This window comes from Streptomyces sp. DSM 40750 (assembly GCF_024612035.1).
GTDB lineage: Bacteria > Actinomycetota > Actinomycetes > Streptomycetales > Streptomycetaceae > Streptomyces.
In genome coordinates, this window is sequence record NZ_CP102513.1 from 56,429 (window position 1) to 80,118 (window position 23,690).

General features: G+C 69.9%; 21 protein-coding genes and 4 pseudogenes. 13 read left to right on the plus strand and 12 right to left on the minus strand.

What is annotated here, in order from left to right:
- Window positions 1–123 precede the first annotated feature (123 nt).
- Both JIX55_RS00270 and JIX55_RS00275 read left to right on the plus strand, forming a co-directional pair.
- Entirely contained in the window at window positions 124–1,221 is a 1,098-nt protein-coding gene (locus JIX55_RS00270; protein WP_257561185.1) for a hypothetical protein, read from the plus strand.
- Between the two features lie 174 nt (window positions 1,222–1,395).
- A complete protein-coding gene (locus JIX55_RS00275) occupies window positions 1,396–2,664 on the plus strand; it encodes a class I SAM-dependent methyltransferase (protein ID WP_257561186.1) in 1,269 nt (422 codons plus the stop codon).
- Between the two features lie 36 nt (window positions 2,665–2,700).
- Here JIX55_RS00275 and JIX55_RS00280 read toward each other — a convergent pair whose 3' ends face one another.
- The 4 genes from JIX55_RS00280 to JIX55_RS00295 all read right to left on the minus strand — a co-directional run bounded on the left by JIX55_RS00280 (window position 2,701) and on the right by JIX55_RS00295 (window position 4,556).
- Entirely contained in the window at window positions 2,701–3,261 is a 561-nt protein-coding gene (locus JIX55_RS00280) for a GNAT family N-acetyltransferase (protein ID WP_257561187.1), read from the minus strand.
- Between the two features lie 34 nt (window positions 3,262–3,295).
- A complete protein-coding gene (locus JIX55_RS00285; protein ID WP_257561188.1) occupies window positions 3,296–3,559 on the minus strand; it encodes a hypothetical protein in 264 nt (87 codons plus the stop codon).
- A 92-nt stretch (window positions 3,560–3,651) separates the two neighbouring features.
- The gene (locus tag JIX55_RS00290; RefSeq protein ID WP_443046304.1) at window positions 3,652–3,801 is read right to left on the minus strand and encodes a Mu transposase domain-containing protein; all 150 of its coding nucleotides are present in this window, start codon (window positions 3,799–3,801) and stop codon (window positions 3,652–3,654) included.
- Between the two features lie 125 nt (window positions 3,802–3,926).
- Entirely contained in the window at window positions 3,927–4,556 is a 630-nt protein-coding gene (locus JIX55_RS00295; RefSeq protein ID WP_257561189.1) for a TetR/AcrR family transcriptional regulator, read from the minus strand.
- 104 nt (window positions 4,557–4,660) lie between these two features.
- On the opposite strand from JIX55_RS00295, the gene JIX55_RS00300 reads away from it, so the two are divergent.
- From JIX55_RS00300 to JIX55_RS00310, 3 genes are all read left to right on the plus strand, one after another.
- Window positions 4,661–4,858 carry a ferredoxin gene (locus tag JIX55_RS00300; protein WP_257569167.1) on the plus strand — a complete coding sequence of 66 codons (198 nt, stop codon included), beginning with the start codon at window positions 4,661–4,663 and terminating at the stop codon, window positions 4,856–4,858.
- Window positions 4,855–6,057, plus strand: a complete 1,203-nt coding sequence (locus JIX55_RS00305; protein WP_257561190.1) for an NAD(P)/FAD-dependent oxidoreductase — start codon at window positions 4,855–4,857, stop codon at window positions 6,055–6,057. Before JIX55_RS00300 ends, JIX55_RS00305 begins: the two co-directional genes overlap by 4 nt.
- Window positions 6,058–6,187: 130 nt before the next feature.
- Window positions 6,188–7,414, plus strand: a complete 1,227-nt coding sequence (locus tag JIX55_RS00310) for a cytochrome P450 (RefSeq protein ID WP_257561191.1) — start codon at window positions 6,188–6,190, stop codon at window positions 7,412–7,414.
- A 104-nt stretch (window positions 7,415–7,518) separates the two neighbouring features.
- Here JIX55_RS00310 and JIX55_RS00315 read toward each other — a convergent pair whose 3' ends face one another.
- The 4 genes from JIX55_RS00315 to JIX55_RS00330 form a co-directional block, all read right to left on the minus strand.
- Window positions 7,519–8,274, minus strand: a complete 756-nt coding sequence (locus JIX55_RS00315; protein WP_257561192.1) for an aldo/keto reductase — start codon at window positions 8,272–8,274, stop codon at window positions 7,519–7,521.
- Between the two features lie 144 nt (window positions 8,275–8,418).
- A complete protein-coding gene (locus tag JIX55_RS00320) occupies window positions 8,419–9,075 on the minus strand; it encodes a response regulator (RefSeq protein WP_257561193.1) in 657 nt (218 codons plus the stop codon).
- A complete protein-coding gene (locus tag JIX55_RS00325; protein ID WP_257561194.1) occupies window positions 9,072–10,376 on the minus strand; it encodes a sensor histidine kinase in 1,305 nt (434 codons plus the stop codon). Before JIX55_RS00325 ends, JIX55_RS00320 begins: the two co-directional genes overlap by 4 nt.
- A gap of 100 nt (window positions 10,377–10,476) precedes the next feature.
- Entirely contained in the window at window positions 10,477–12,945 is a 2,469-nt protein-coding gene (locus JIX55_RS00330) for an MMPL family transporter (protein WP_257569168.1), read from the minus strand.
- 274 nt (window positions 12,946–13,219) lie between these two features.
- Between JIX55_RS00330 and JIX55_RS00335 the strand changes: the two genes are divergently transcribed.
- The 6 genes and pseudogenes from JIX55_RS00335 (at window position 13,220) to ssuE (JIX55_RS00360) (ending at window position 17,639) form a co-directional block, all read left to right on the plus strand.
- Window positions 13,220–13,993 carry an SDR family NAD(P)-dependent oxidoreductase gene (locus JIX55_RS00335; RefSeq protein ID WP_257561195.1) on the plus strand — a complete coding sequence of 258 codons (774 nt, stop codon included), beginning with the start codon at window positions 13,220–13,222 and terminating at the stop codon, window positions 13,991–13,993.
- Window positions 13,994–14,132: 139 nt separating this feature from the next.
- The gene (locus JIX55_RS00340) at window positions 14,133–14,699 is read left to right on the plus strand and encodes a TetR/AcrR family transcriptional regulator (RefSeq protein ID WP_257561196.1); all 567 of its coding nucleotides are present in this window, start codon (window positions 14,133–14,135) and stop codon (window positions 14,697–14,699) included.
- Window positions 14,700–15,035: 336 nt separating this feature from the next.
- Window positions 15,036–15,809: an SDR family NAD(P)-dependent oxidoreductase gene (locus tag JIX55_RS00345; protein ID WP_257561197.1), complete on the plus strand. Its 774-nt coding sequence runs from the start codon at window positions 15,036–15,038 to the stop codon at window positions 15,807–15,809.
- A 366-nt stretch (window positions 15,810–16,175) separates the two neighbouring features.
- A pseudogene (locus JIX55_RS00350) lies at window positions 16,176–16,817 on the plus strand (MFS transporter); the annotation flags it as partial.
- Window positions 16,766–17,053, plus strand: coding sequence for an FAD-binding oxidoreductase (locus JIX55_RS00355; RefSeq protein WP_443046307.1), 288 nt, complete (start codon window positions 16,766–16,768; stop codon window positions 17,051–17,053). The pseudogene JIX55_RS00350 and the gene JIX55_RS00355, both read left to right, overlap by 52 nt.
- 32 nt (window positions 17,054–17,085) lie before the next feature.
- Window positions 17,086–17,639: pseudogene (ssuE, locus tag JIX55_RS00360) on the plus strand (NADPH-dependent FMN reductase).
- Between the two features lie 12 nt (window positions 17,640–17,651).
- On the opposite strand, the pseudogene JIX55_RS00365 reads toward ssuE (JIX55_RS00360), so the two are convergent.
- The 4 genes and pseudogenes from JIX55_RS00365 to JIX55_RS00380 all read right to left on the minus strand — a co-directional run.
- Window positions 17,652–18,191: pseudogene (locus JIX55_RS00365) on the minus strand (LLM class flavin-dependent oxidoreductase); the annotation flags it as partial.
- 98 nt (window positions 18,192–18,289) lie between these two features.
- Window positions 18,290–18,856: an NADPH-dependent FMN reductase gene (gene ssuE / locus JIX55_RS00370; RefSeq protein ID WP_257561198.1), complete on the minus strand. Its 567-nt coding sequence runs from the start codon at window positions 18,854–18,856 to the stop codon at window positions 18,290–18,292.
- Between the two features lie 88 nt (window positions 18,857–18,944).
- Window positions 18,945–19,202: pseudogene (locus JIX55_RS00375) on the minus strand (ABC transporter substrate-binding protein); the annotation flags it as partial.
- A 77-nt stretch (window positions 19,203–19,279) separates the two neighbouring features.
- Window positions 19,280–20,416: an LLM class flavin-dependent oxidoreductase gene (locus tag JIX55_RS00380; RefSeq protein WP_257561199.1), complete on the minus strand. Its 1,137-nt coding sequence runs from the start codon at window positions 20,414–20,416 to the stop codon at window positions 19,280–19,282.
- Between the two features lie 1,172 nt (window positions 20,417–21,588).
- Between JIX55_RS00380 and JIX55_RS00385 the strand changes: the two genes are divergently transcribed.
- Window positions 21,589–22,158 (plus strand): winged helix-turn-helix domain-containing protein, encoded by a 570-nt coding sequence (locus JIX55_RS00385; RefSeq protein ID WP_257561201.1) that lies wholly within the window; start codon window positions 21,589–21,591, stop codon window positions 22,156–22,158.
- Window positions 22,159–22,171: 13 nt separating this feature from the next.
- Window positions 22,172–23,401 carry an acyl-CoA dehydrogenase family protein gene (locus JIX55_RS00390; RefSeq protein WP_257561202.1) on the plus strand — a complete coding sequence of 410 codons (1,230 nt, stop codon included), beginning with the start codon at window positions 22,172–22,174 and terminating at the stop codon, window positions 23,399–23,401.
- Window positions 23,402–23,690: the final 289 nt, after the last annotated feature.

Here is a 23,690-nt window from a genome sequence, read left to right on the forward strand (position 1 = left end):
CCGTTCGCGCTGGAGCCGGGTCTCCACGTCGTGGCGATGCTCCGGCCCCTTCAGCGGACGAAAAACACGTTGGCCGGCCGATGCCGAGCTGCGACGATGCCCCTGTTTCCAAGCGGAGGACATTTGTTCGTTTTCGTGTGTGCGGGGTGCGGCGCCAGGCTGACCACCCCGCTGTCCCAGGTTGCCCTGCCGGTCCACGCCCATCAGAAGTACGGGAACGGGCTTCAGCTCCCGGTGCTCATGAAGTCGGGCACGTTCGCCGTGGACCCGGAGCCCTGGGGGCCGCCGTGGCGGACGTGGGAGCAGATCGATCCGGACGAGGCGGCGGCCCGCGGCATCTACGCGCCGGTCTGCCACCTGTCCGACGGCGCGCCCGGCGCGATCGTCGTCGCACCCGGAGATACCCGGGGCACCGTGCTGATCCCGGAGAAGGGCGGCGGTTACTGCTGCGGCCTCGACGGAACCGATGGCCCCAACATGGCCTGCGAGACGTGTGGCCTGCCCGTGGCGAGCCGGATCGATGACTGCTCGCTATGGCAGGCGGTGTGGCTCGCCCCGAACGCCGTGCGCGGCCGCCTCGTCGACAACGCCGACGCCGCACCGCTTTCCTGGGCGGAGCTGATGGCGGAGGGGAAGGGCACGCCCCCGTTCGAGCCGATCGCCACGTGGGGATCGCGGCTGGGGCCGAACCACTGGTGGTCCTGGAGCCCGCAGTGGGAGGCGGCGGCCGGCCGGGCGCTCGCCCACCTGCTGGCGGCCTCGGAGGGCCGGCCGGTGACGGTCCCGGACGGCCTGATCGCGGAAGTGTTCCAGCGCGCCCTCGACGCCCTGCTGCCCGCAGGTCCGCCGACGCGGCGCGCCGGCATGGCCGGACCGGGACGGCCCACTCCCGACACGGACGCCGACATCCTCCTCGTGCCGACCCATCCGCAGACGGGGGAGACCTGGACCCCGGCCACCTCGGCATACCCGGTGCCGCTGCCGTTCGGGGTGTGGCTGTGGCTGGCCTTCCCCGACCCGTACCTACCCGTCCCCGCGTCGGGCGGCATGCCCGACGGTGTCCTCCGCGACGACCCACCCGCGCCGCGCCCCCGTCACCTGTTCCGGGCTGATCCGGGAGCGTTCCAGCACACTCTTGTCCGGCTGCCGACCGTCCGCAGCCCGTGGCTGCGGGAGATCCTCGAAAATCTCACGCAGCACATGCGCGCCCGCATCTTCTAGCCAGCCGACAGAAGGCGTCGACACCAATCTCCGACCCATCCGGTGACCGTGCCGCCGCAATCGAACAGTGCCAGACAGCGGTGAACCGGGCCATTTCGCCTTGCTGGTTCCGGCCGGCGGCTGCTTCGGAGCGGCCTCCAAGATCGCGCTCAAGGAGTAGGTCATCGCAACGCCGTGTCTGCGGCGCTCAACCTGGGAAGCGAATTCCGCATGACTGAACCCGCTAGCATGAGCCCGAATCTCGGCGGACGCGTCACAGGCGCAGCCGGACTGCCCCGGACTGGTCTCGCGGCGCTGCTGGCCGCCGCCGACCTGCCAGGGGAGATAGAGCTACCCTCCGGTGCGATCGTGGCGGTCGGCGTGGGCGAGCCGAGATATCGGGTGACATTCCGCTCGGAAGACGCTTTGCGTACGCCGCTCACCGAGATAGCGATCGGCCAGGCCTTCGTGTCGGGCGACATTGATGTCGAAGGTGACCTGGCTGCCTTGTTCCGTGTCCGCGCCGCGCTGCGGGAGCAGGTGCCGATGCGGCAGCGGCTGCGGTTCCTGTACGACTTCATGCGCTCACCCCTCAAGATGAACAAGCAGGCTGTCACCGCGCACTACAGCCGTGGCGATGACTTCTACCTCACGTTCATCGACAAGCGGTTCCGCTTCTACTCGCAGGGCCTTTTCCAGCACCCTGGCGAGACGATCGAGCAAGCGTCCGAGCACAAGCTCGAAACCATGCTCGCCGCACTGGACCTTCAGCCAGGCGCCAGGCTGCTCGACATCGGCGGGGGCTGGGGCGGCGTCACCCAATACTGCGGCGAACGCGGCGTGCACGTCACGACGCTCACGCTCGCAGAGGACTCCGCCAACCACATCCGGGCATTGCTCGCCGACAACAACCTGCCCGGCGAGGTGCTGCTGGAGGACTTCCTCACCCATCGCCCATCGCAGCCGTACGACCATGCCGTGATCTACGGCGTGATCGAGCACCTCCCGGACTACCGCAGATTCGCCGCGAAAGCGTGGGACGTGCTGAAGCCCGGTGGACGCCTCTACCTCGACGCCTCCGCGTCCATCCAGAAGTTCTCGGTGAGCTCGTTCACCCGCGACCACATCTGGGGCGGCAGGCACACATACATGACGCTCCAAGACGTCATCACCGAGATGCTCTACCACGGCTTCGAGGTGCTGGACGTGACCAGGGAGACCCGCGACTACGAGCTGACGATGCTGGAGTGGGCGAAACGCCTCGACGCCGCAAAAGACGACATCATCGCGAGATGGGGCGAGAAGACCTACCGGGCGTTCCGGCTCTTCCTGTGGGGCGGCACACACGCGTTCAATGTCAACGCGCTGCAGGCCTACCACCTCGTCGTCGAACGTACCGTCGATCCCGGTCCCCGACCGTCCCGCCTCCGCAGGCTCGTGGAGTTCCTGGCAGGCCTGCGCTGAAGCAACGCGTGGCCCGGCAGCACCTTCACTGCCGGGTCACGCCGACGGTCCGGATGGGGACGCTTCGACCCGCAGGAGCAGCAGGTCGAACACGGGGCCCCCGGGGGAATTCGTGTAGGGCCCGGCGTACTGGTAGCCGAGCCGGGCGTAGAGGTCCTGGCCGCGGTTGTTGGAGGGCAGGGCGAGAAGGCTGGACCAGCGGGGGTTGACGGCCTTGAGGAGTTCCGTGTGCAGGCGGATGCCGATGCCCTGGGCCTGCCAGGGCGGGCGGACGGCGAGTTCGCACAGGCCCATCAGCCGTTCCGTGCGCGCTCCTTCGGGTACCTGGTCGACCAGGTCCGCGCCGAACCAGTACGCGGCGGTGCAGGGGAAGGCGTAGCCGAAGCCGACGGCTGTTCCGCCGACGTAGGCGGCGACCATGGTGAAGCCCTGCCAGCGGAGGTGGCCGGTGATCTGGCGGTGGAGCGCGGGTACGGACAGGCCGGCCGTCTCGGCTCCGGGGGTCCCAACGAGTTCGGGGTGGGCGTCGGCCCAGATGTCGCTCACCAGGTCGATCATCGGTGGGACCTGTCCGGGGCCGTAGGTACGGATCACCACGTCGGTCCGCGTGCGCGGGGTGGTCGCCTCCTCCTCAGCCTGCTTGGGTCGTCGTTCGGTAGGCCTCCAGCCAGTCGGCCACCGCCGGGACGGCGGCGTGCCGCTGCAGTGCGCTCTCCACGTCCGCGAGCTGTTGCAGCAGACGGTCGGAGCGCACATCGGGCAGGTAGGCCAGGACGCGTCCGGCGGCTTCGGCCGCGGCCTCCGGCTCCGGACGGTCCCTGAGCGCATGCTGAACGGCGATGTCGGCGGTGTACAGGGCGCGGTTGCGGGCGAACGCGTCGCCGAAGAGCAGCACGGCCTGTTCCGCGCCGGCCGCCGCGCGCTCGTGCTGGGCGAGATCGGCGCGGGCGAGGGCTTCGACGCTTCGGATAGCCCGTCCCAGTGGCTCTAGCCGTCGGCGCCGAGAGTGGTCGAGTGCACGCTGATCTGCGACTTCGTGGCCCGGATCTCGACCAGTTGGCGAGGACCGACCTTGCGTGCCGGGACGGAGTGGAGGTTGCCGTCGAAGGCGACGAGGCAGTCCTTGCCGACCAGCATCTCCGCCCATCCGACGCCGCCTCCTTGCTCCGTCGTCCGATCGGCTGCCCTCGCCGGCGAATCGGGCCACGGGCCTGCCTGACCGGACAGGTCGAGTCCCGAGGCTCGCGGGCCGGAGGATCACCTCAGGTCTTGGCGTGCCGGGCGTCGGCGGGGTGACCGGCGACGAGGAGTGGCCAGGTCAGTTCGGCCATCTCGGCCGGCGTGCGGGGGCGATCACGCTGGAGCCAGTCGGTGGCCACACCGAGGAGCGCGCCGGCCGTGAACGCGGCGGGTACGTCGTGCGGGATGTCCGCCGTCACGACACCGGCCGGCGCGGCACCGGAGTTCACGCGTACGGCGACGTGGACGGTGGTGGAGATGCGACTGCGGATGTGATCGATGACGCGGGCGCTGCCCTGGGGTCCCAGCAGGCTGCGGTAGAGGCCCGCGTGGTCGGCGAGGTTCTCGAAGAACGCCATGAGTGAACTGGCGGGGTCCGCGTCCGACTCGGCCGAGGTGGAGTCGAGGGCGGGGACGGACTCGATCAGGGTGTCGATCGTCGAGGTACAGGCGGCTTCGGCCAGTTCATGCACGTCCCGGTAGTGGTCGTAGAACGTCGTGCGGTTCACCCCGGCGCGTTCGGCCACGTCGGCGACGCTGATCTGCCCCAGCTCCTGTTCCTCGACGAGCTGGATCAATGCGCCCTGCAGGGCAGCGTGCGTGCGGCGCACGCGTCGGTCGCCCACAGGGGTGCTCTGTCTTGTCGTGGCCATGAGCCCATCCTACCTAGCCGACACATGTTGGTTTACCGACGAGCGTCGGCTAACGTGCTTCTCGGGAGTGCTTCAGCCGACCCAGAGAGGAAACCGCCGTGAAGATGAATGTCGCCGTGGACGAACCCAAGTGCGTGGCCGCCGGGCAGTGCGTCCTGATCGCGCCCGAGGTCTTCGACCAGCGTGAGGAGGACGGCGTGGTCGTGCTGCTCGACGGGACGCCCGATCCGGTGCTGCACCCGGTCGTGCGTGAGTCGGCCCTGGCCTGCCCTGCCGCCGCCATCCATGTGACGACGTCATGAGTCGCACCGTGCTGGTCGGCGCGTCGGCGGGCGGGCTGGCCACGGCGGAGGCGCTGCGCCGGGCGGGACATCAGGGGGAGATCACGCTCGTCGGTGACGAGCCGCACCTTCCATACGACCGCCCGCCGCTGTCCAAGCAGATCCTCAAAGGGGAGTGGAAGCCGGACCGGCTCGCCCTGCGCGGGCGGGCGGACATCGACGCGCTCGATCTGGACCTGCGACTGGGGGTGCGGGCGACCGGGCTGGACATGGCCGCGCGCACGCTTCTGCTGGCGGACGGCACTTGGCTGCCGTACGAGTCTCTTGTCGTGGCGACCGGCATACGAGCCCGTCCGCTGCCCGGGGCCGAGCAGGTGGCCGGGGTGCACACACTGCGTACCCTGACCGACGCGCTGGCGTTGAAGGCCCGCTTGAGCGCGGGCCGGCGGCTGGTGATCGTCGGCGCCGGGTTCCTGGGTGCCGAGGTGGCCGCCGTCGCGCGTGGGCTCGGCGTGGACGTGACCCTGCTGGAAGCCGACGCGGTACCGATGGCGCAGGCGGTCGGTGAGGAGCCCGGGTGGTTCCTGTCGCAACTCCACCGTGACCATGGCGTCCGACTGCGCACGGGCGCGGCGGTGAGCGAAGTGCTCAGCGTCGGTGGCGAGGTCGCCGGTGTCGCGCTGGCCGACGGAAGCGAGATGCCCGCCGACGACGTCCTGGTCGCCATTGGTTCATTGCCCAACACCGAATGGCTGGCCGGAAGCGGGCTCGCTCTCGGCGACGGGCTCGTGTGCGACGAATTCAGTGCCGCCGCACCCGGTGTGTACGGCGTGGGAGACGTGGCCTGCTGGCACAACCCGCTCTTCGGCACGAAGATGCGCGTCGAGCACCGCACCAACGCCGGCGAGCAGGCCCTCACCGTCGCCCACAACCTGCTCAACCCGGACGCGCCACGGCCGTTCGCCCCCGTACCGTACTTCTGGTCGGACCAGTACGACACCAGAGTCCAGGCGTACGGCTATCTGCGCGACCACGACGAAGCACTCGTCCTGGAAAGCGATGTCACAGCGCGGCAGTTCCTTGTGGCCTACCGCCGGGGAGACCGGCTCACCGGCGTGCTCGCCATGGGCAAGTCACCCAAGATCCTGCGCGCCTGGCGGGCCCTCATCGCCTCCGGCGCGGCCTGGGAAGCGGCCGTCACCGACACCGCCGCCGCGTGACCGCATCCGCGGGCCGGCGGCGCCGACCGGGTGGGGCGTCGCCGCCGAGCGAGCCAGTGACACCCCACCCGCCAGCCTTCGAAGTCGTCCACACCCCTCAAGCCCTTCATGCCTTTTCAAGGAGAGATCCATGACTACGACGACCAATACGACCGACCCGGTCGACCACACCGGCCTCCCGCCGTTCCCGGGAGTACGGTCCGGGCGCTGCCCCTTCGATCCGCCGGCCGACTACGCCAACTGGCGTGAGGGCGAGGGCCTGCGGCGGGCGCTGTGGCGCGGCCAGCCGATGTGGGTCGTGAGCCGGTTCGCCGACATCCGCGAGGTTCTCAGCGACCCGCGGCTCAGCGCGGACGACCGTACGCCCGGCTTTCCCGTCCCGTCCAACGCCGGGCCCGAGACGGCCCAGCCCTTCATACGCATGGACGGCCCGGAACACATCCGGTTGCGCCGGATGCTCACCGGCGAGTTCATGGTGAAGCGGATGGAGCGGCTGCGCCCGCTGATCCAGGAGCAGGCCGATCACTTCCTTGAGCAGATGATCAGCCAGGGGCAGCCGGCGGATCTGGTGAGCGCCTACGCATTCCCGATTCCGTCCATGGTCATCTCACTCATGCTCGGCGTGCCCTACGAGGACCACGCGTTCTTCCAGGAGCACAGCGCCACCATCATCACGGCCGACGCCTCGGACAAGGAGAAGCGCGCCGCGACCGTGGCACTGGCCGGCTACATGTACGAGCTGGTGGCGCGCAGGGAGCGCGAGCCGGAGGACGACCTGATCAGCCGGCAGATCCAGCGGGTCGCCGCCGGGGAGATCAGCCGCGACACCGTGGTCGTCAACGCCAACACGCTGTTGGTCGCCGGGCACGAGACGACGGCCAACATGATCGCCCTCGGCACCCTGGCCCTGCTGGAGAACCCTGACCAGCTCGCTCGGATCCGTGACACGGATGACTCCGACGTCGTGGCGAACGCGGTCGAGGAACTGCTGCGGTACCTGACCATCGTCCAGGACGCGATCTACCGCGTCGCCACCGAGGACGTGACCATCGGCGGGCAGCTCGTCCGGGCCGGCGAAGCCGTGGCCGTGAACCTGCCCGCCGGGAACCGCGACTCGACATTCTCCGCCGACCCCGACACCTTCGACCCCGACCGCAACACCAGCGGCCACCTCGCCTTCGGCTACGGCGCCCACCAGTGCCTCGGTCAGCCTCTGGCCCGGGTCGAGCTGCAGATCGCGCTGCCCGCGCTGCTGCGCCGGCTGCCGGACCTCCGGCTGGCGGTGCCGCTGGAGCAGATCGAGTTCCGGAACAACACCCTCACCTACGGACCCCACCGACTGCCGGTCGCCTGGTGACCAGCACCGTGTCAGGCAGGTGAACAGGCCGAGGGGAGCACCGCCGACGGGACGGAGGCTTGCATGTCCGGTACCGTCGGCGGCTGTTCACGCCGTGCCCGGCGTCAGAGCGCGGGGATGGCGGACGCGGCCCGGCTGTCGGCGTTTCGGGCCTTGATCCGGGCCAGTCCCAGCTGGGGGTCCTGAGCTTCCATGAAGCGGGGACCGTACGCGCCATGGGGGCAGGATCTCTTCGACTCGGGTGAGATCGTCGGAGCTGAGTGTGAGGTCAGCGGCACGACGTTCTCCTCGACACGCCTGGCATTGCGGCTGCCGGGAATCGACACGATGTAGTCCTGTTGCATGAGGAGCCAGGCGAGCAAGAGCTGTGCCACGGTGGAGCCCTTGGACTCCGCCAGCGCCTGCAACTGGTTGACGGCTTCGAGGTTCTTCTCGAAGTTGCCCGGTTGCCAGCGCGGGGTCCGTCGTCCGCACGTCGTCGGAGGTGTACTCCTGGGCGGACTTGACGTTGCCGGTGAGGAATCCGCGGCCGAGGGGCTGGTAGGCCGCCAACCCGATGCCGAGCTCTCCGAGCGTGGGAACAGTTTCTCGCCCTCCCGCTGGAAGAGGGAGTACCCGGTCTGCACCACGGAGAGACGGGCTGTACGGCGTGAGCGCGGCGGATCGTGGTCGGGCTTGCCTGTGATGAGTTCGTGGACCGCGCGCCACCGACAGTGCCGCCTGCCGAATCCGCGGGACCACCTGAATCCGCACCACGCGTCCTGGCCACGCAGTCTGACCTGCGGGACAGTGGATCGTCCGCGTTCCACGACGAGTGCTGGCCTTGCCGTGGTCGTCCTGGGCCCGTCAGCCCGCCGCATTGGCGCTGGGCGATGGCCGACCACATGAGAGCCGGCCGCCGACGCACCCGCCGTTGCGGACCCGTACGTCAAATTGACGGCGCACCAGATCTGCAGCCAGCCCTCTCACCGATCGTGCACGAGTTCACCGGGACGCTGCTCGGATCAGATCGGTCGTACGAGGCCGGTGTCGTAGGCGAAGATCACCGCCTGGACACGGTCGCGGGCGTCGATCTTGGGGAGGATGCGGCTGATGTGGGACTTGACGGTGGATTCGGCGAGGTGGAGGCGTTCGGCGATCTCCGAGTTGGTCCAGCCGGTGGCGATGGCGGTGAGGACTTCTCGTTCGCGCTGAGTGAGGTCGGCGAGCCGGCGCTGCTGTTGTGGGCTGTTGCCGGGGAAGCGGTGGCCGAAGGTGTCGATGAGCTTGCGGGTCAGGCCCGGGGAGATGACGGCGTCGCCGGCGGCCACCGCGCGGACTCCGGCGACGAGTTCGTCGGGGTGGGCGTCCTTGAGCAGGAAGCCGCTGGCACCGGCGCGCAGGGCGTCGTAGGCGTATTCGTCGAGGTCGAAGGTGGTCAGGACAAGGACCCGGGAGCGGCCGCCGGACTCGATGACGCGGCGGGTGGCCTCGATGCCGTCCATGCCGGGCATGCGGACGTCCATCAGGACCACGTCGGGCCGGAGTTCGGCGGTCATGCGGACGCCTTCGCTGCCGTTGGTGGCCTCGCCGACGACCGTCATGTCGGGCTGGGCCTCCAGGAGCATGCTGAAGCCCATTCGCTGCAGGGCCTGGTCGTCGACGATGAGCACGGTGGTCATGCGGAGTGCCTCTCCGGGGAGGGTGGATTGGGGACGAGGAGCGCCTGGACGGTCCAGCCGCCACGGTCGTTGGGGCCGGCGGTGACGTCGCCGTCGTAGAGGGCGGCGCGTTCACGCATGCCGACCAGGCCCCGGCCGCCCCCGGTGCGGGGCCGGTGCTCTGCTCGCCGGGCGCGGGCCGGGCCTGTGTCGTCGACGGTGACGCGTACGGCACCGGGGCCGGCGGTGATGCGGAGGTGGACCGTCGTGTCGGAGGCGGCGTACTTGACGGTGTTGGTCAGGGCCTCCTGGACGATGCGGTAGATCGACAGTTGGAGGCCGGGCGTCATGCCGGTGAGGTCGCCTCGGGAGTCCAGGATGACGGTGGGGCCTGCTGCGCGAACGCGCTCCAGCAGTGCGTCGAGGTCGGCGAGGCCGGGCTGTGGGGCCAGCGGGGCGTCGTGGGGCCGGCCGTCGTCCTCGCTGATGACGGAGAGCAGGCGCCGCAGTTCGGCGAGGGCCTGGCGGCCGGTGTCGCCGATGATGCGGAGGGTCTGGGTGCCACGTTCGGGTTTGGTGGCGGCGAGCGCGGCGGCGCCGTCGGCGAGGCCGACGATGACGGCGAGGGTGTGGCCGAGGATGTCGTGCATCTCGCGGGAGACGCGGGCACGTTCCTGCGCGACGGCGAGGTGGGCCTGACGGTCGCGCTCCTTGCGCAGCGCGACGACGTAGGCGTGGGCCAGCCGGGTGAGCAGCCCCAGCAGGGCGAAGGCCATCAGACCGGCCACCGCCATCGGGCTCACGACCTCTGGACGGGTCGCGAACTCCAGCTGACGGCCTTGCCAGAAGACGACGGCCCAGGCGACCAGTTGGGCGGTGGCCACGCCTATGGCGATGACCAACTGCCGTGGGGTGCAGTAGCGGCCGACATTGAACAGGGCCACGACCCGTGCGGTCTCGGCGCCCGTCAGCACCCCCAGCGGAAGGGTTGCCACGGCGACGGCGGTGACGACCACGTAGACCAGCATGGGGTGGCGTTCCCGCCACAGCAGGGGAACGCAGAACGCGACCAGGAGGACCAACTGCAGCGGGACGGGGGCGGTGTTGTAGGGGTTGGCCAAGGAGCTCACGCCGAGTCCTGCGCAGAAGACCGGGACGCCCCAGTGGCGGACCCAGGAGTGGGCCCGGTCGGCTCGCCGCCATCTCGCGAGCTTGGAGAGCACTGAGACGATCACACGCTGCTCGGGGTCCCCGGTCAGGGTCTTCAGGACCTGGAGGTCGTCCGGGTCTACGGGGTGAGCGCGGGCGCTCGGTGCGTTCACGGTGTTTGTCTCCACGAGATGTCGGAGCCGCCCGCCGGTCCGCGGGGGAACCGGACCGACGGGCGGGGCTGGCGAGACGGCCGGGGGCAGCCGTTTTCCGTCACTTCCTCCAGGGAAGTTTCATCATTGATGTCCTCATTGTCGGTTCCTGCTGCTGGGGCGTGTCGACGCCGGCGGTCGTCGCGTCGTCGCCGCGTCGGCCGCGCCGCTTGAGCCAGGACGGTCCTCGTACCCGGCCGCGGGTATGCCGGGCAGGCGCGGGAGCCTCGGCCTCTTTGCCGTTGTCGACGCCGGTGAGGGCCGGGGCGGCGCTGTATTCGGCCGGGCTCGCAGAGAGCCCCGGTCCGGCGCCCACCAGGGCCGCCGCGCCCACCAGCTCGGGGTGCGGCCGCTCGGTGTCGACCGGCGCGGTGTCCAGCGCCCGGGGAAGCTTCTCGCCTTCCACGTCCACGTCGGGCAGGACGCGGTCCAGCCACTTGGGCAGGGCCCAGGCGCGGCGGCCGAGCAGGGCCATGACGGCCGGAACGATGGTCATGCGCACCACGAAGGCGTCGAAGAACACGGCGGCGGCGAGTCCGAGGCCGATCTGTTTGATCAGATCCATGTCGTCGAGGACGAGGAAGAACCCGGCGAACACGGCGATCATGATGACCGCGGAGGCGGTGACGATCCGGGCGCTGTGCCGGAAGCCTGCGACGATCGCCTGTGTCGGGCGGGCCCCGCGGGTGTACTCCTCGCGCATGCGGGTGACGAGGAGGAGCTCGTGGTTCATGGAGAGTCCGAAGAGGACGCTGATCAGCAGGATGGGCAGGAGGCCGTTGAGGGGTGAGGTCTGGTCGAGTCCGAACCAGCCCCACTGGAAGACGCAGACCAGGAAGCCCAGGGTGGCGGCGATGCTGAGCATGAAGCCCAGGGCGGCCTTGAGCGGGATCGCGATCGAGCGGTAGAGCAGCAGGAGCAGGAGCATCGCCAGGCCGATGACGACGGCGAGATAGGGGATCGCGGCGTCGGCAAGTTTGGTGGAGACGTCGACATCGACGGCGGTCGCGCCGGTGACCATCACGTCGGCGTTCGTGTCGGCGTGCAGTTCGGTACCACGATCGCGGATCTCGGAGATCAGGTCCTTGGTGGCCCGGCTGGTCGGGGAACTGTCCGGAACGACGCTGATCAGCGCGACATCGCCGGCGGGGTTGAATACGGCGCCGTGGACGTCGGCGACGTCGTCCATCCGGTTCAGCAGTGTCGTGGCCTCGTCTGCGGCCGCCGTGGGGGCGTCGCTGTCGCGGGCGTCGACGACCACGGTCAGCGGGCCGTTGAAGCCCGGCCCGAAGCCCTCGCTCAGGGTGTCGTAGGCGACGCGCTGGGTGCTGCCGGACGCCTTCACGCCGTCGTCGGGCATGGCCAGGCGCAGGGATGCGGCGGGGAGAGCGAGCAGGCCGAGACCGATCACCGACGCGACGAGGACCTTGACCGGACGGCGGGTGACGAACTTCGCCCACCGCACACCCATGGCCTCGCCCTCGCCACGCTCCTGTGCCTTCATCCGTCGGGTCTGCAGGTTGTTCTTCATGATCTGCGGCCCGGCGAGGCCGAGGGCGGCGGGGAGGAGGGTCAGCGCGACCAGTACGCCGACTGCGACGGCGAAGGCGCAGGCCAGGCCCAGTGAGGTGAGCGCGGGGACGCCGATGACGCTCAGCCCGAGCAGTGCGATAGTCACGGTCAGGCCGCCGAAGACGACCGCGGGGCCGGCGGTGCCCAGAGCGCGCCCCGCCGCTTCCTCGGGGTCGCGGCCGGCGCGGATCTCGTCGCGGTAGCGGAAGACGACGAACAGTGCGTAGTCGACGGCGACGGCGATCCCCAGCATCAGCGCCAGGGCGGTCGCCCCGGAGGCGACGTCCCAGATCCGGGTGGCGACAGTGATCGAGAAGAGGCTCACCAGGACGCCGACTCCCGCGGTGAGCTGAGGCAGGCCGGAAGCGACCAGGGAGCCGAAGGTGATCATCAGTACGATGCCGGCGATGGAGGTGCCGAGCGTCTGGGTCAGCATGCCGGGGGCCTCGCCCCTGACCGCGTCGCCGCCCAGGCTCACGGTCAGGCCGGCCTTCTCGCCCTGATCGACGACCGCCTTCTGGACGTCATGGGCGGCGTCGCTGACGTCGCCCTGGGCGACCTTGTAGGTGACCCCGGCAAAGCCGATGGTGCCGGACCGGCTGATCTGCCCGCTGCCGAAGGGGTCGGTGACGGTTGCGACCTGCGGTGACTTCTCCAGCTTCGCGACCAGGGACTCGATCTGCGTCCTGTTGGCGTCGGAGGCCAGCTTCTGCCCGCTCGGCGCCTCGAAGACGACCCGTGCGGTGGCGCCGTCGGCCGAGGCCTGCGGGAACTGTTTCTCCAGCAGGTCGATCGCCTTCTGTGACTGTGCTCCCGGAACGCTGACGCTGTCCGGGGCGGCACCGGAGGAGGCCGCGGCGCCGATGCCGACGGCGGCCAGGGTCACGAGCCAGAGCACCAGGACGAGACGTCCCCGCCGGAATGAGAACCGGCCGAGCCGGTGGAGGAAGGTGGCCACGGAGTACCCCCAGGGAGGAAGAGACATGGCGTCAACTGGGGCCCCAGTGGCCCGCCATCCCAAGCTAGGAGCGGCCTTGCGCGCTCCCGACCCCCTGCGGACGGAATCCCTCAGGGCCGGTTAGTCCTGCGGGACCAATGGCGCTCTCGTCCTCGGAACGCGGTCGGCGAGCACAAGGCGTGACCCCGCAGTGATACTTGTCCGTCTCATGTTGAGATAGTAGCGTCTCATTCAGAGACGGGGATGTCGCATCATTCAGGACAGGAGCTGTGTCATGAGAGGTCTCAACGGAAAGCGCATCATCGTCGCCGGAGGTGCGTCCGGGATCGGCGCGGCCACCGCCGAGCGGCTCGCGGCCGAGGGCGCGGCGGTCGTGGTCGGCGACATCAACATCGACGCGGCCGAAGCCACCGCCAAGCGCCTCATCGATACCGGCGCAACCGCTCTCGCCGTCGAGTTCGACCTCGGCGACGAGCGTTCGATAGGCGCCCTCGTCGACACCGCCGTCACCCAGCTCGGCGGAGTCGACGGCCTCTACAACGTCGCCGCCGACCTGTCCATGGACACGCTGGGGCGCGACGGCGACCTGCTTGCCACGGACCCGGCCGTATGGCGGCGCACCCTCGAAGTGAACCTGATCGGCTATGCGCTCACCAGCCGCGCGGTCCTTCCCCTGCTGCTCGAACAAGGCGCCGGCGCCATCGTGAACACCTCCTCCGCGTCCGCGCATGCCGGCGACCACATACGTGCGGCGTACCAGACCAGCAAGGCAGGGGTCAACGCACTCACCAGGCACATCGCCTCCCGGTGGGGCAAGCAGGGCATCCGCTGCAACTCCGTGTCACCCGGACTCGTCGTGACCGAATCCGCGCAGAAGATGGCCCAGAACGCGGCAACCATGGCCATGGCGCAGCAGGCCATGCCCAGCACCCGCTTCGGCAAGCCGGAAGACCTGGCCGGCGCAGTGGCATTCCTCCTCTCCGACGACGGCGAGTGGATCAACGGGCAGGTCTGGTCGGTCAACGGCGGCGGACTGCTCCGTGAATGAGAGAGCACGGTATGACCCCCCAGGGAGGTCGGCTTCCCCAGCCACGCCGGCCGCGCCCTCGTACGCTCCGGGCAGTCCGATCAACAACATGCCCAGGTCGGCTGCTCCGGCTCGCTCCGTCACCGTAGGATTGATGCCTATGCCCCGCTCGCCTCACACCGACGACATGCCCGGCCCTCGCACGCAGGCGCGGCGCTACGTGCTGTCGGCGGCGGCTACGGCACTCGCCGAGAACCCCGGCGCGAGCATGACGGAGATCGCCTCCGCGTCCGGCATCGGACGGGCCACGATGTACCGGTGGTTCGCCACCCGCGAGCAACTCGTCGAGGCGATCCACGCCCATGTCGTCGCCGAGGTGGACGAGTTGATGGCGCGGCGCCTGCGCGAGAGCGGCCCCGCCCTCGACGTACTGCTCCGACTGAGCGGCGACATCATGGCCTTCGGTGACCGCTACCGGTTCCTGATCGCCTCCAGCGACAGACGGCAGAACCTGACCAACACGGTCGAGTTCAAGAAGTACGTCGCCGACCGCCAGCAGGCCGGCGAACTGCGCGGCGACCTGTCGCCCGAGTGGCTGGTCGCGGCCTACGGCGGGCTCGTCGTCGCCGCACTCGACCAGCTCGACGAGCAGCGACTCGGCAGCGCCGCGGTCGGTGACGAGCTGGCCCGCACCATCGTCGCGGCCTTCTCACGCGAAACGCAGTGACCCGCGCAGGAGCGTGACGGCCGCTCCTCGCTCTTGCGGCCAGCCATCATGGCTGCCGGTGACCGGGCGCCACCTCCCCGAGCTGTGGCGGGTGTCGCCGACGGGCGACGTCACGCCTCCAGGAATGCACTCCGAGCACGATGCAGTGCGAACGAGCAGGCGGCCCTTTAGTACCGCAGGACTAATCGGCCCCGCCGGGTTCCGCCCGCAGGGGGCTGAAAGCGCGGAAAACCGCCCCTAGTTTGAGATCACAGGTCGACATCAGACCCGCATATACCCACGAGGCGTGGACAGCCGACGACCGCTGCAGCGCCGGAAAAGACAAGGAGTAGTGCAATGAAGGGACTCAACGGAAAGCGCATCGTCGTCGCCGGAGGTGCGTCCGGGATCGGCGCGGCCACCGCCGAGCGGCTCGCGGCCGAGGGCGCGGCGGTCGTGGTCGGTGACGTCAACATCGACGCGGCCGAGGCCACCGCCAAGCGCCTCACCGATACCGGCGCAACGGCTCTCGCAGTCGAGTTCGACCTCGCCGATGAACGTTCGGTACGTGCACTCGTCGACACCGCCGTCTCCCAACTCGGCGGAGCCGACGGCCTCTACAACGTCGCCGCCGACGTCTCGGCGGAGACCCTGGGCCGTGACGGCGACCTGCTCGACATGGACCCGGCCGTATGGCGGCGCACCCTGGAAGTGAACCTGATCGGCTTCGCGCTCACCAGCCGCGCGGTCCTTCCCCTGCTGCTGGAACAAGGCGGCGGCGCCATCGTCAACACCTCCTCCCTCGCCGCGCACGTGGGCGACCACCAGCGCGCGGCGTACCAGACAAGCAAGGCGGGAATCAACGCACTCACCCGGCACATCGCCTCCCGCTGGGGCAAGCAGGGCATCCGCTGCAACTGCGTGTCCCCCGGAGTCGTCCTGACCGAATCCGCACAGAAGATGGCTCTGAGCCCGGAGGCGCTGGAGTTCACCCGCATGACGCTTCCCAGCACCCGCTTCGGCAAGCCGGAAGACCTGGCCGGCATCGTGGCGTTCCTCCTGTCCGATGACGGCGAGTGGATCAACGGGCAGGTCTGGTCGGTCAACGGCGGCGCGATGCTCCGCGAGTAACAGCCGGAAACACTCGACGGCTTCCCGCCCTCACCACACAGCCGCACGCCCGGCACCACAGGACATCGGCTCGGCCGTCCGGGGTCGGTGCGCCAGGTGACCGCGGGGCGGGCGGGATCCGTGGCGGGTGATGCCGCAGCTTTCCGGTCCGGGGCCGGGCCGCATCCTCCTACCGTCACTGGCGCGAGCACGGATCGACGGCAGAGATCCTTCCTACGAAGCGACCGACAGCAGCTACGCCAAAACCCCACGCCAGCGTCAGGTGCGCGCCTTTGGGGGTAAGACCCCCCTGGCGTGGCCGCGGCAAAGGCGCGGGACCCGCCCCTCTGCAGGTTCGGTGAACAGCTGGCGAAACTGCCGCCGGTGGTGTGGCTGCTGGGCGCGGTCGCCTTCATCATGGGCACCAGTGAGCTCATCGTGGCCGGGCTGCTGCCGGAGATCTCCGGCGACCTCGACGTGAGCGTGTCCAGCGTCGGCCTGCTGATCACCGTCTTCGCGATCGGCATGATGGTCGGCGCGCCCGCGATGTCCATGGCGACCCTGCGTCTGCCCCGCCGCCCGGCGATGGTCGCCGCGCTGCTGGTGTTCGCCGCCGGCCACGTCGTCGGCGCACTCAGCACCAGCCTGCCGCTCGCGCTGGCGGGCCGGTTCGCCGCGGCGCTGAGCAACGGCACGTTCTGGGCCGTGGGCGCGGTGGTCGCGACCGCCGCCGCCGGACCGGCGGCCAGTACCCGCGCCATGGGTGTGATGGTCGGCGGTGCGACGCTCGCCAACATCGTCGGCGTCCCGCTCGGCACCGCCGCCGGCCAGCTGGGCGGCTGGCGGGGCCCCTGCTGGGTCCTCGCTGTCCTCGCTGTGGCCGCTGCCGCGGTGATCGCCCGTCAGCTGCTCGCCGACAGCGGCGACGGTGACAGTTCCCTGCGCGACGAACTGAGCTCGCTCCGGCGCCCGCGCCTGTGGCTGGTGTACCTGGCCATCGCTCTCGTGCAGGGCGGCATGATGGCCGCCTACAACTACGTCGCCCCGCGTCCTCCGACATCCCGGACGCGGCATGGCAGGCAGCGGGCGACATCTTCACCACCGCGCTGCGCCTGGGCGGCACCCTCACCGGCGAGCACGGAGTGGGCACGCTCAAGCGGCGCTGGGTCGCTCAGGAACTCGGATCCGAGCAGCACGCACCGCAGCAGCGCATCAAGGCTGCTTTCGACCCGCACCACATCCTCAACCCCGGCAAAGCCCTCTGACGACCGTTCCCGCCCCTCCCAGGAGATCGCCCATGTCCACCGTCCTCTCCGTCTCCGGAAGCCCCTCCCCCACCTCTCGCACCGCACGGCTGCTGCGTCACCTGGACGCCCGGCTCACGGCCCAGGGGACGACGTGATCCCCCTCGATGTCCGCACCCTTCCGGTCGAAGCCCTGCTGCACGCGGACTTCGAGCACCCGGACATCGTCCGCGCCATCGAGCACTTCCGGGGTGCCGACGGCGTCGTCGTCGGCACCCCGGTCTACAAGGCCGCGTACTCCGGGCTGCTGAAGTCGTTGCTCGATCTGCTTCCGCAGCACGCGCTGGAAGGCAAGACTGTGCTGCCGCTGGCCACCGGCGGCAGCACGGCACACGTTCTGGCGATCGACTACGGACTGCGCCCGGTACTCGCCTTCATGAGCCCCGCGCACATCACGCCCGGCTGGTTCGTCCTGGACAAACACATCGACGTGCGGGAGGACGGCGGTGTCCTCGTGGAGCCCACCGCACGGGAGGCACTCGAACGGGTCGCCGATCAGTTCTCCGCCGCGCTCGGCGGACGGGTGGGTCTGGAGGCGGTGGCGTGAGCGCCAGGAGCCCGCGAAGGGGACTTGGACCGCAGGCCGGGCAGCTGCGTCCGCGAGCGTAGCCCGAGTCCACAGTCCCTGGGTGGCGAAGTGCGACAGGACGTTCTCGCCGAACCAGAACGCCTCCTCCAAGTGCGGGTAACCCGAGAGCACGAACTCGTCGATGCCGAGCCGGTGGTACTCGGCGATCCGTTCGGCGACCTCGGTGTGGCTGCCGACCAGTGCCGTGCCGGCTCCGCCGCGCACCAGACCGATGCCGGCCCACAGGTTGGGGTGGATCTCAAGGCCGTCGCGGCCGCCGCCGTGCAGAGCGAGCATCCGCTTCTGCCCCTCGGACTCGCTGCGCGCGAGCCCGGCCTGTACGGCGGCGACAGTCTCGGAGTCGAAGCCGTCGAGGAATCGCTGTGCCTCGGCCCACGCCTGCTCGGCGGTGTCGCGTGTGATGACATGGAGGCGGATACCGAAGCGGATGTTCCGCCCCTCTTTCTCGGCCAGGGTCCGGATCCAGGCGATCTTCTCGGCGACGGCGGCGGGCGGCTCGCCCCAGGTGAGAGCAGACGACTTGACGGCTGTCGTCGTTGGTGGGCAGGAACCAGTGGAAGGCGAGGCTCACTTCAGGCTCACGCCTTTCGCTCCGTCGGCGGACACGGTCAAGCTGCTCGTCCGGCAGCAGTCGGCAAGGCCGTACGGCTGCCGAGGGCTTCGGAGAACTGATCGACGATCTGGGCGAGGGCCTCGGCCGAGCCCGGCGCGACCGTCAGGGTGCCGTCGTCGCCCACCGCGATGTCCTTGTCGAGCGTGAACCAACCCTGGACGATGTGCGCGGCGCCCATGGAACTGAGCACCGGGCGAAGGGCGTAGTCGATCGCCAGGACGTGCGCCGTGGTCCCGCCGGTCGCCAGCGGCAGCACCGTCTTGCCGGACAGGGCGTACTGCGGCAGCAGGTCCAGCAGGGACTTCAGCAGCCCGGAGTAGGCGGCCTTGTAGACAGGTGTGCCGATCACGATCCCGTCGGCGCGGTCGAACAGGGCGGTCGCCTCGGCGATCGCCGGGTGCCTGAAGTCGGCGCCGAGCAGGGCCTCGGCGGGGATGGTGCGGACGTCCAGGGGGATCACCTCGTGTCCCTGGGCCGTGAGCCGCCGGTCCAGGTGGCGCAGCAGCCGGGCGGTACGGGAGGTGGCGGAGGGGCTTCCGGAGACGGACAGGACGGTGGCCATGGTGGACCCTTCGGAACGTGAGGTTTTCGTGGGACAGGCGCGGGGCCGGGTACCGCGGCGCGGACTGCGGCCCCGCATCCTGCGACGCCTACTTGTTGGTCTTGGACAGGCCGGGCGGGTTGATCTCCGACTTGGTGGCGGCCTCGTCGGACAGGCCCCAGCGCTTGAGCACCCTGGGGTACGTGCCGCTCTCGACGACCTCGTTGAGCGCGTCGGCGAGCGGCTTGACCAGGCCGCTGTCCTCCTTGGTGGTGGCCGCGATGAGCCCCTGGAGGGTGGCGCCGGCACCGGAGTACGTGCCGACGACTTCGGTCTTCCCTGTGGTGGCCGCGTGGTAGGCGACGGTGCCGAGTTCGCGCGGCCGTGGCTGCACTCTCGGGTCAGCGACGATGACCTGAGCGGTCGTCAGTTCAGGTGCGGACGTCACCCGCTCACCGCCGCCAGGTTCTGCGTGCCGCGCGCAGCCCGCTCGGCGTCGCGCTTGGCGACCTCCTCGCGGACGATCGGGATCACGTACCGGCCGAAGTCGATCGCGTCGCCCAGCAGGTCGTAGCCGCGTGCGGAGAGGATGTCGACGCCGAGGTCGTAGTAGTCGAGGAGCGCCTGGGCCACGGTCTCGGGCGTACCGACCAGGGCGTTGGAGTTGCCCGCGCCACCGGTGGCGGCGGCCGTCGGGGTCCACAGGGCGCGGTCGTAGCGCTCCCCCGCCTCGGCGATGGCGATCAGCCGTTGCGAGCCGCTGTTCTCGGGCCGCGCATTGCCGTTGTGGCGCTTGGTGATCGCCTCGCCCTTCTCCTTGCGGGCCTTGATCGCACCGACCGTCCGGTGGGCCTTCTCCCAGGCCAGCCCCTCCGTCGGGGCGATGATCGGGCGGAACGCCACCTGAATGCGCGGCAGATCGGTGCGGCCCGCGGCCTTCGCGGCCGCCTTTACGTTCTCGATCTGCTCTGCGGTCCTCGCGAGGGGCTCGCCCCACAGGCAGTAGATGTCGGCCTCGGCGCCACCGGCCTCGTACGCCGCAGCGGAGGAACCGCCGAACGACACGTTCGGGCGGGGCTGCTGGACGGGGAAGACATCGCTGACGAAGTCGTGGAACCGGTAGTGCTCGCCCTCGTGGTCGAAGGGCTCGTGGGTGGTCCAGATCTTCTTGACGATCCGGATGTACTCGCGGGTGCGGGCGTAGCGCTCGTCCTTGGTCAGGGTGTCGCCTTCCCGGCCCTGTTCGTGGTCGTTGCCGCCGGTGATGAAGTGCACGGTCAGCCGGCCCTCGCTGATCTGGTCGAGGGTGGCGAAGGTCTTGGCGGCGAAGGTCGGGTACGAGACGTTGGGCCGGTGGGCCAGCAGGATCTGGAGGTGGTCCAGCCTGCTCGCGATGTAGGCGGCGGCCGGCGCGGGGTCGGGCGATCCGGATCCGTAGGCGAACAGCACCCGGTCCCAGCCGTGGTCCTCGTGCGCCCGGGCGAGCCGGAGCGTGTACTCCTTGTCGAAGGCGGCGCCGGAGCGCGGGGTGGTTTCGGAGCCGTCGTTGGTGGCGGCGATTCCAAGGAACTCCACTGGCATGGGAGATGGCCTTTCCTCAAGTCCTCTGGGCCGTGCCGTCGGCAGCTCGCGGGCACGGCGGAGCAGCCCTCGGTACGGCCGGGTACGACGGCGCTTCAGGGTGCTTAGAACCAGGTGGTGAGCAGGTGTGTTGACGCCGGGGCATGGGCCTCGGCCGAGGTGGGGGTGGCGGCAGCGCGTGTCAGATCTCGTAGGACCGTCCGTACGTGGATCAGCGTGTGTTCAGCGCATGCGTACGGCGGTGCCACGAAGGGAGGACCTCGCCCCGCGACCGGGGTCGCCGAGGGAGGGAAGGGCCGGTCAGACGGCCCGCTGCCGCGTCAGGCGCAACACGCGGCGGACCACACCCGACCGAAGTCGATGTGGTCACGGGTGACCAGGCGCTGCTCGGCATTCATGCGATTAATTGAGCAGTACATCTCGCTTCTCGTCAACCACGGCCCGGATACCGGACCGGCGTTGAGCAGTTCCTGTGCGTGGTCGACAGACGCGCGTGGTGCGCCCATACGATCAAGTACGGACCGGCTCCGCCGCGCGCGGCAGCCGTACCGGTCGCGTTGAGGGACGCGGCGAGCGTGATGACGCCGAAGCCCAGCCACCGCCCCGTACCAGCGCTGTGCCTGCGCTGCACCCACGAACGTGGCCGCACGGGGTGGTCACCGACGCCGATCTGCTGGGGATCGTGCCGCGACGCCACGTGGGCCGCCGGCTGACCGCTGGCGCCGCGCTGCTGGTCTTCGCGATGGTGGTCAACTCCGTCGCGCAACCGCGCCTTCCAGGCAGCTCAGGGTCCATCTGGCCGGACTTCGTGCCCGGTTGGAGAGGGCGAGGCGACGGCGCCCGAGGCCCGCCCGGCGGTCGGCGGTGACGGTGGCCGGTGAGCCCACCCATGGTGTTGCGTGACCTACATTTCCTATTGATTTACTAGGAAAGCGTTGACGGCCCGCCCGGCGGGCGCGCAGGATGATGCGCATGTCCCACAAGCAGCAACGACTCGTTCGTCGTCGGCATGTCGACTTTGGTCACGTCGTCAGCGCCGCCTGCTGTCGCGCGTAAGGCACGCGGCTCATAACCTTGCGCGTGCCGCTCCGCTCCTTCTCTCTCATCCCAGGTGATCAGGCGCACCACCCACTGCGTCTGACGGCCCGACGTACTTCTGAAGGACGACCGCCATGACCACGGCACTTCCGGCCCAGGCCGCTCCATCGGACTCGCCACTCCCCGACATGCGCCATCTCCGCCTCGTGGGCGACCTCGCGCAGGACGGCGACAAGGGAAACGGATCCGCTCCCCTCGTTGGCTATCTCGTGCTCGTTCCCGAGGGCACCGATCCCGCCCAGCTCTTCGCCAAGGACGTGACACGGCCGGAGATCCGGCCTGTCGCCCACACGGACTCACCTTCCGCGCAGCAGACGGGAGGCGGCGGCGTCCGCATCGATCACGCGCGCCATGTCGCAGAGGTGGACGGACGCGAACTCGACCTCACCTACCTGGAGTTCGGGCTGCTGGCCCATCTCGTTCTGCACCCCCACCAGGTGCATTCGCGCGAGCAGTTGATGGCCGGCATCTGGGGCTACGACCACATCGGCGACGGCCGCACCGTGGATGTCCACATCGCGCGCCTGCGCCGCAAGCTGGGCAGGGCTCACCGGCACCGCATCGTCACCGTACGGCGCGTGGGCTACAAGTACGTGCCCGAGCAGCAAGAGAACCCCTACACCGCAGCCTGCCGCCGACCTTGAGGAGACCCCTGCCATGGGCGTTGCCACTGCGCCGTCCGGCCCCACCTCGGAATCCGACCGGACCGGGCCCGGCCGTGCGCACTGGCTGCGCGTGGCCCGCGAGACGGCGGACGACCTGGCCACGGACGCGGCGGCCAGGGAGCAGGCAGGCAAGGCCCCGTTCGACGAGGTGTCCCGGCTGCGCGAGTCGGGACTGCTGACACTCCTCATACCGGCCGAACTCGGGGGCGGCGGCGCGGACTGGCCCACGGCCTACGCCGTCGTCCGGGACATCGCCGCGGCCGACGGTGCGATCGGTCAACTACTGGGCTGTCACTACTTCCTGTCGTGGAGCGCCCGGTTCTTCACCGAGCCCGCCCACGCCGCTCAGGTTGAGCGGTTGTCCGCGGCGGAGCAGTGGTGCTGGGGCGGTGGTCTCGCCCGTCAGGATCCGCCTCCGACGCTGGCCAGGACAGCCACCGGCCATGTGCTCGACGGTCGGCAGAGCTACGCCACCGGGGTCCTGGTCGCCGACCGCCTCGCCGTGCGGGCCGCACGGGCCGACACCGGCGAGCCCCTCGCCGTCGTCGTCGATCCCGCCCATCACGGTGTGGGGATCGATGGCGACGCCGACACTTTCGGCCAGCGGCTCGCGGCCGGCGGGAGCGTGGAGTTCGACGCCGTACCGGTCGCCGCCGACGCCGTACTCGGCTCCCTGTCCGCGGACGAGGACGTCCTGACGCCCCTGACCGCTCTGGCATCGCCGGTCGGGCGACTCCTGTCCATCCAGCTCCGCCTCGGCATGGCTGAGGGAGTGCTCGCCGAAGCCCGTGAGTACAGCAGGGCGGGCCACTCACCCTGGCACCCGGACTGGCCGGTCGGCTCCCCCCAGGACCCGCAGGTACTGACCTCTTACGGCGAACTCACCGTCCTCACCCGCTCCGCCTCCGCGCTCGCCGCTCAAGCACTGGAAGCCGTGCACGGCGGGCTCGTACGCTGCGACGACCTCACCTACGACGAGTACGCGGAGATCTCCGTTCTCGTGGCCATGGCCGAAGCCGCCGCATCCAAGGCCGCACAGGAATCCACCGCCCGCGCCCTCGACATCATCGGCGCCCGCTCCGCGTCCTCGCGGCTGGGCTTCGACCGCTTCTGGCGCAATGCCCGGACCCACACCTTGTACGAGCCCGTCGCCCACCGGCTCCGCGATGTCGGGGACTACTTTCTCAACGGGACGCACCCTCCGTTCGTCCTGCCTGTATGACCTTGCGATGCGCTGAGCCTTTCCCCGGCGGACTCGGCATGATCGGTATTGGCCACACGACCCGGCATCCAGGCAATTGTGAACACGGCACTTCGCTCACATGTCGGGTGGTTCAGAATACGAGAAGTCCGCGCAAGCGACATTGACTTGGCCGGATTTCGCTGCAACTCTCGTGATTGTGAGCAACTCCGAGAACCTCGCCGCGCGCCTGCACGTCGATCTGCGACGTCAGGCCAGCGCCATCTGTGCCGTCGGCCGCTGAACAAGCCGACGGGCACGGGCGCCGCTC

Excerpts from the sequence above, each read along its gene's own strand:
- JIX55_RS00290 (WP_443046304.1), bottom strand. The coding sequence starts at position 3,801 with ATGCTGGTCGGCAAGGACTGCCTCGTCGCCTTCGACGGCAACCTCCAC.
- JIX55_RS00295 (WP_257561189.1), bottom strand. The coding sequence starts at position 4,556 with ATGGCCACGACAAGACAGAGCACCCCTGTGGGCGACCGACGCGTGCGC.
- JIX55_RS00300 (WP_257569167.1), top strand. The coding sequence starts at position 4,661 with ATGAATGTCGCCGTGGACGAACCCAAGTGCGTGGCCGCCGGGCAGTGC.
- JIX55_RS00305 (WP_257561190.1), top strand. The coding sequence starts at position 4,855 with ATGAGTCGCACCGTGCTGGTCGGCGCGTCGGCGGGCGGGCTGGCCACG.
- JIX55_RS00310 (WP_257561191.1), top strand. The coding sequence starts at position 6,188 with ATGACTACGACGACCAATACGACCGACCCGGTCGACCACACCGGCCTC.
- JIX55_RS00315 (WP_257561192.1), bottom strand. The coding sequence starts at position 8,274 with ATGCGGCGGGCTGACGGGCCCAGGACGACCACGGCAAGGCCAGCACTC.
- JIX55_RS00320 (WP_257561193.1), bottom strand. The coding sequence starts at position 9,075 with ATGACCACCGTGCTCATCGTCGACGACCAGGCCCTGCAGCGAATGGGC.
- JIX55_RS00335 (WP_257561195.1), top strand. The coding sequence starts at position 13,220 with ATGAGAGGTCTCAACGGAAAGCGCATCATCGTCGCCGGAGGTGCGTCC.
- JIX55_RS00340 (WP_257561196.1), top strand. The coding sequence starts at position 14,133 with ATGCCCCGCTCGCCTCACACCGACGACATGCCCGGCCCTCGCACGCAG.
- JIX55_RS00345 (WP_257561197.1), top strand. The coding sequence starts at position 15,036 with ATGAAGGGACTCAACGGAAAGCGCATCGTCGTCGCCGGAGGTGCGTCC.
- ssuE (WP_257561198.1), bottom strand. The coding sequence starts at position 18,856 with ATGGCCACCGTCCTGTCCGTCTCCGGAAGCCCCTCCGCCACCTCCCGT.
- JIX55_RS00380 (WP_257561199.1), bottom strand. The coding sequence starts at position 20,416 with ATGCCAGTGGAGTTCCTTGGAATCGCCGCCACCAACGACGGCTCCGAA.
- JIX55_RS00385 (WP_257561201.1), top strand. The coding sequence starts at position 21,589 with ATGACCACGGCACTTCCGGCCCAGGCCGCTCCATCGGACTCGCCACTC.
- JIX55_RS00390 (WP_257561202.1), top strand. The coding sequence starts at position 22,172 with ATGGGCGTTGCCACTGCGCCGTCCGGCCCCACCTCGGAATCCGACCGG.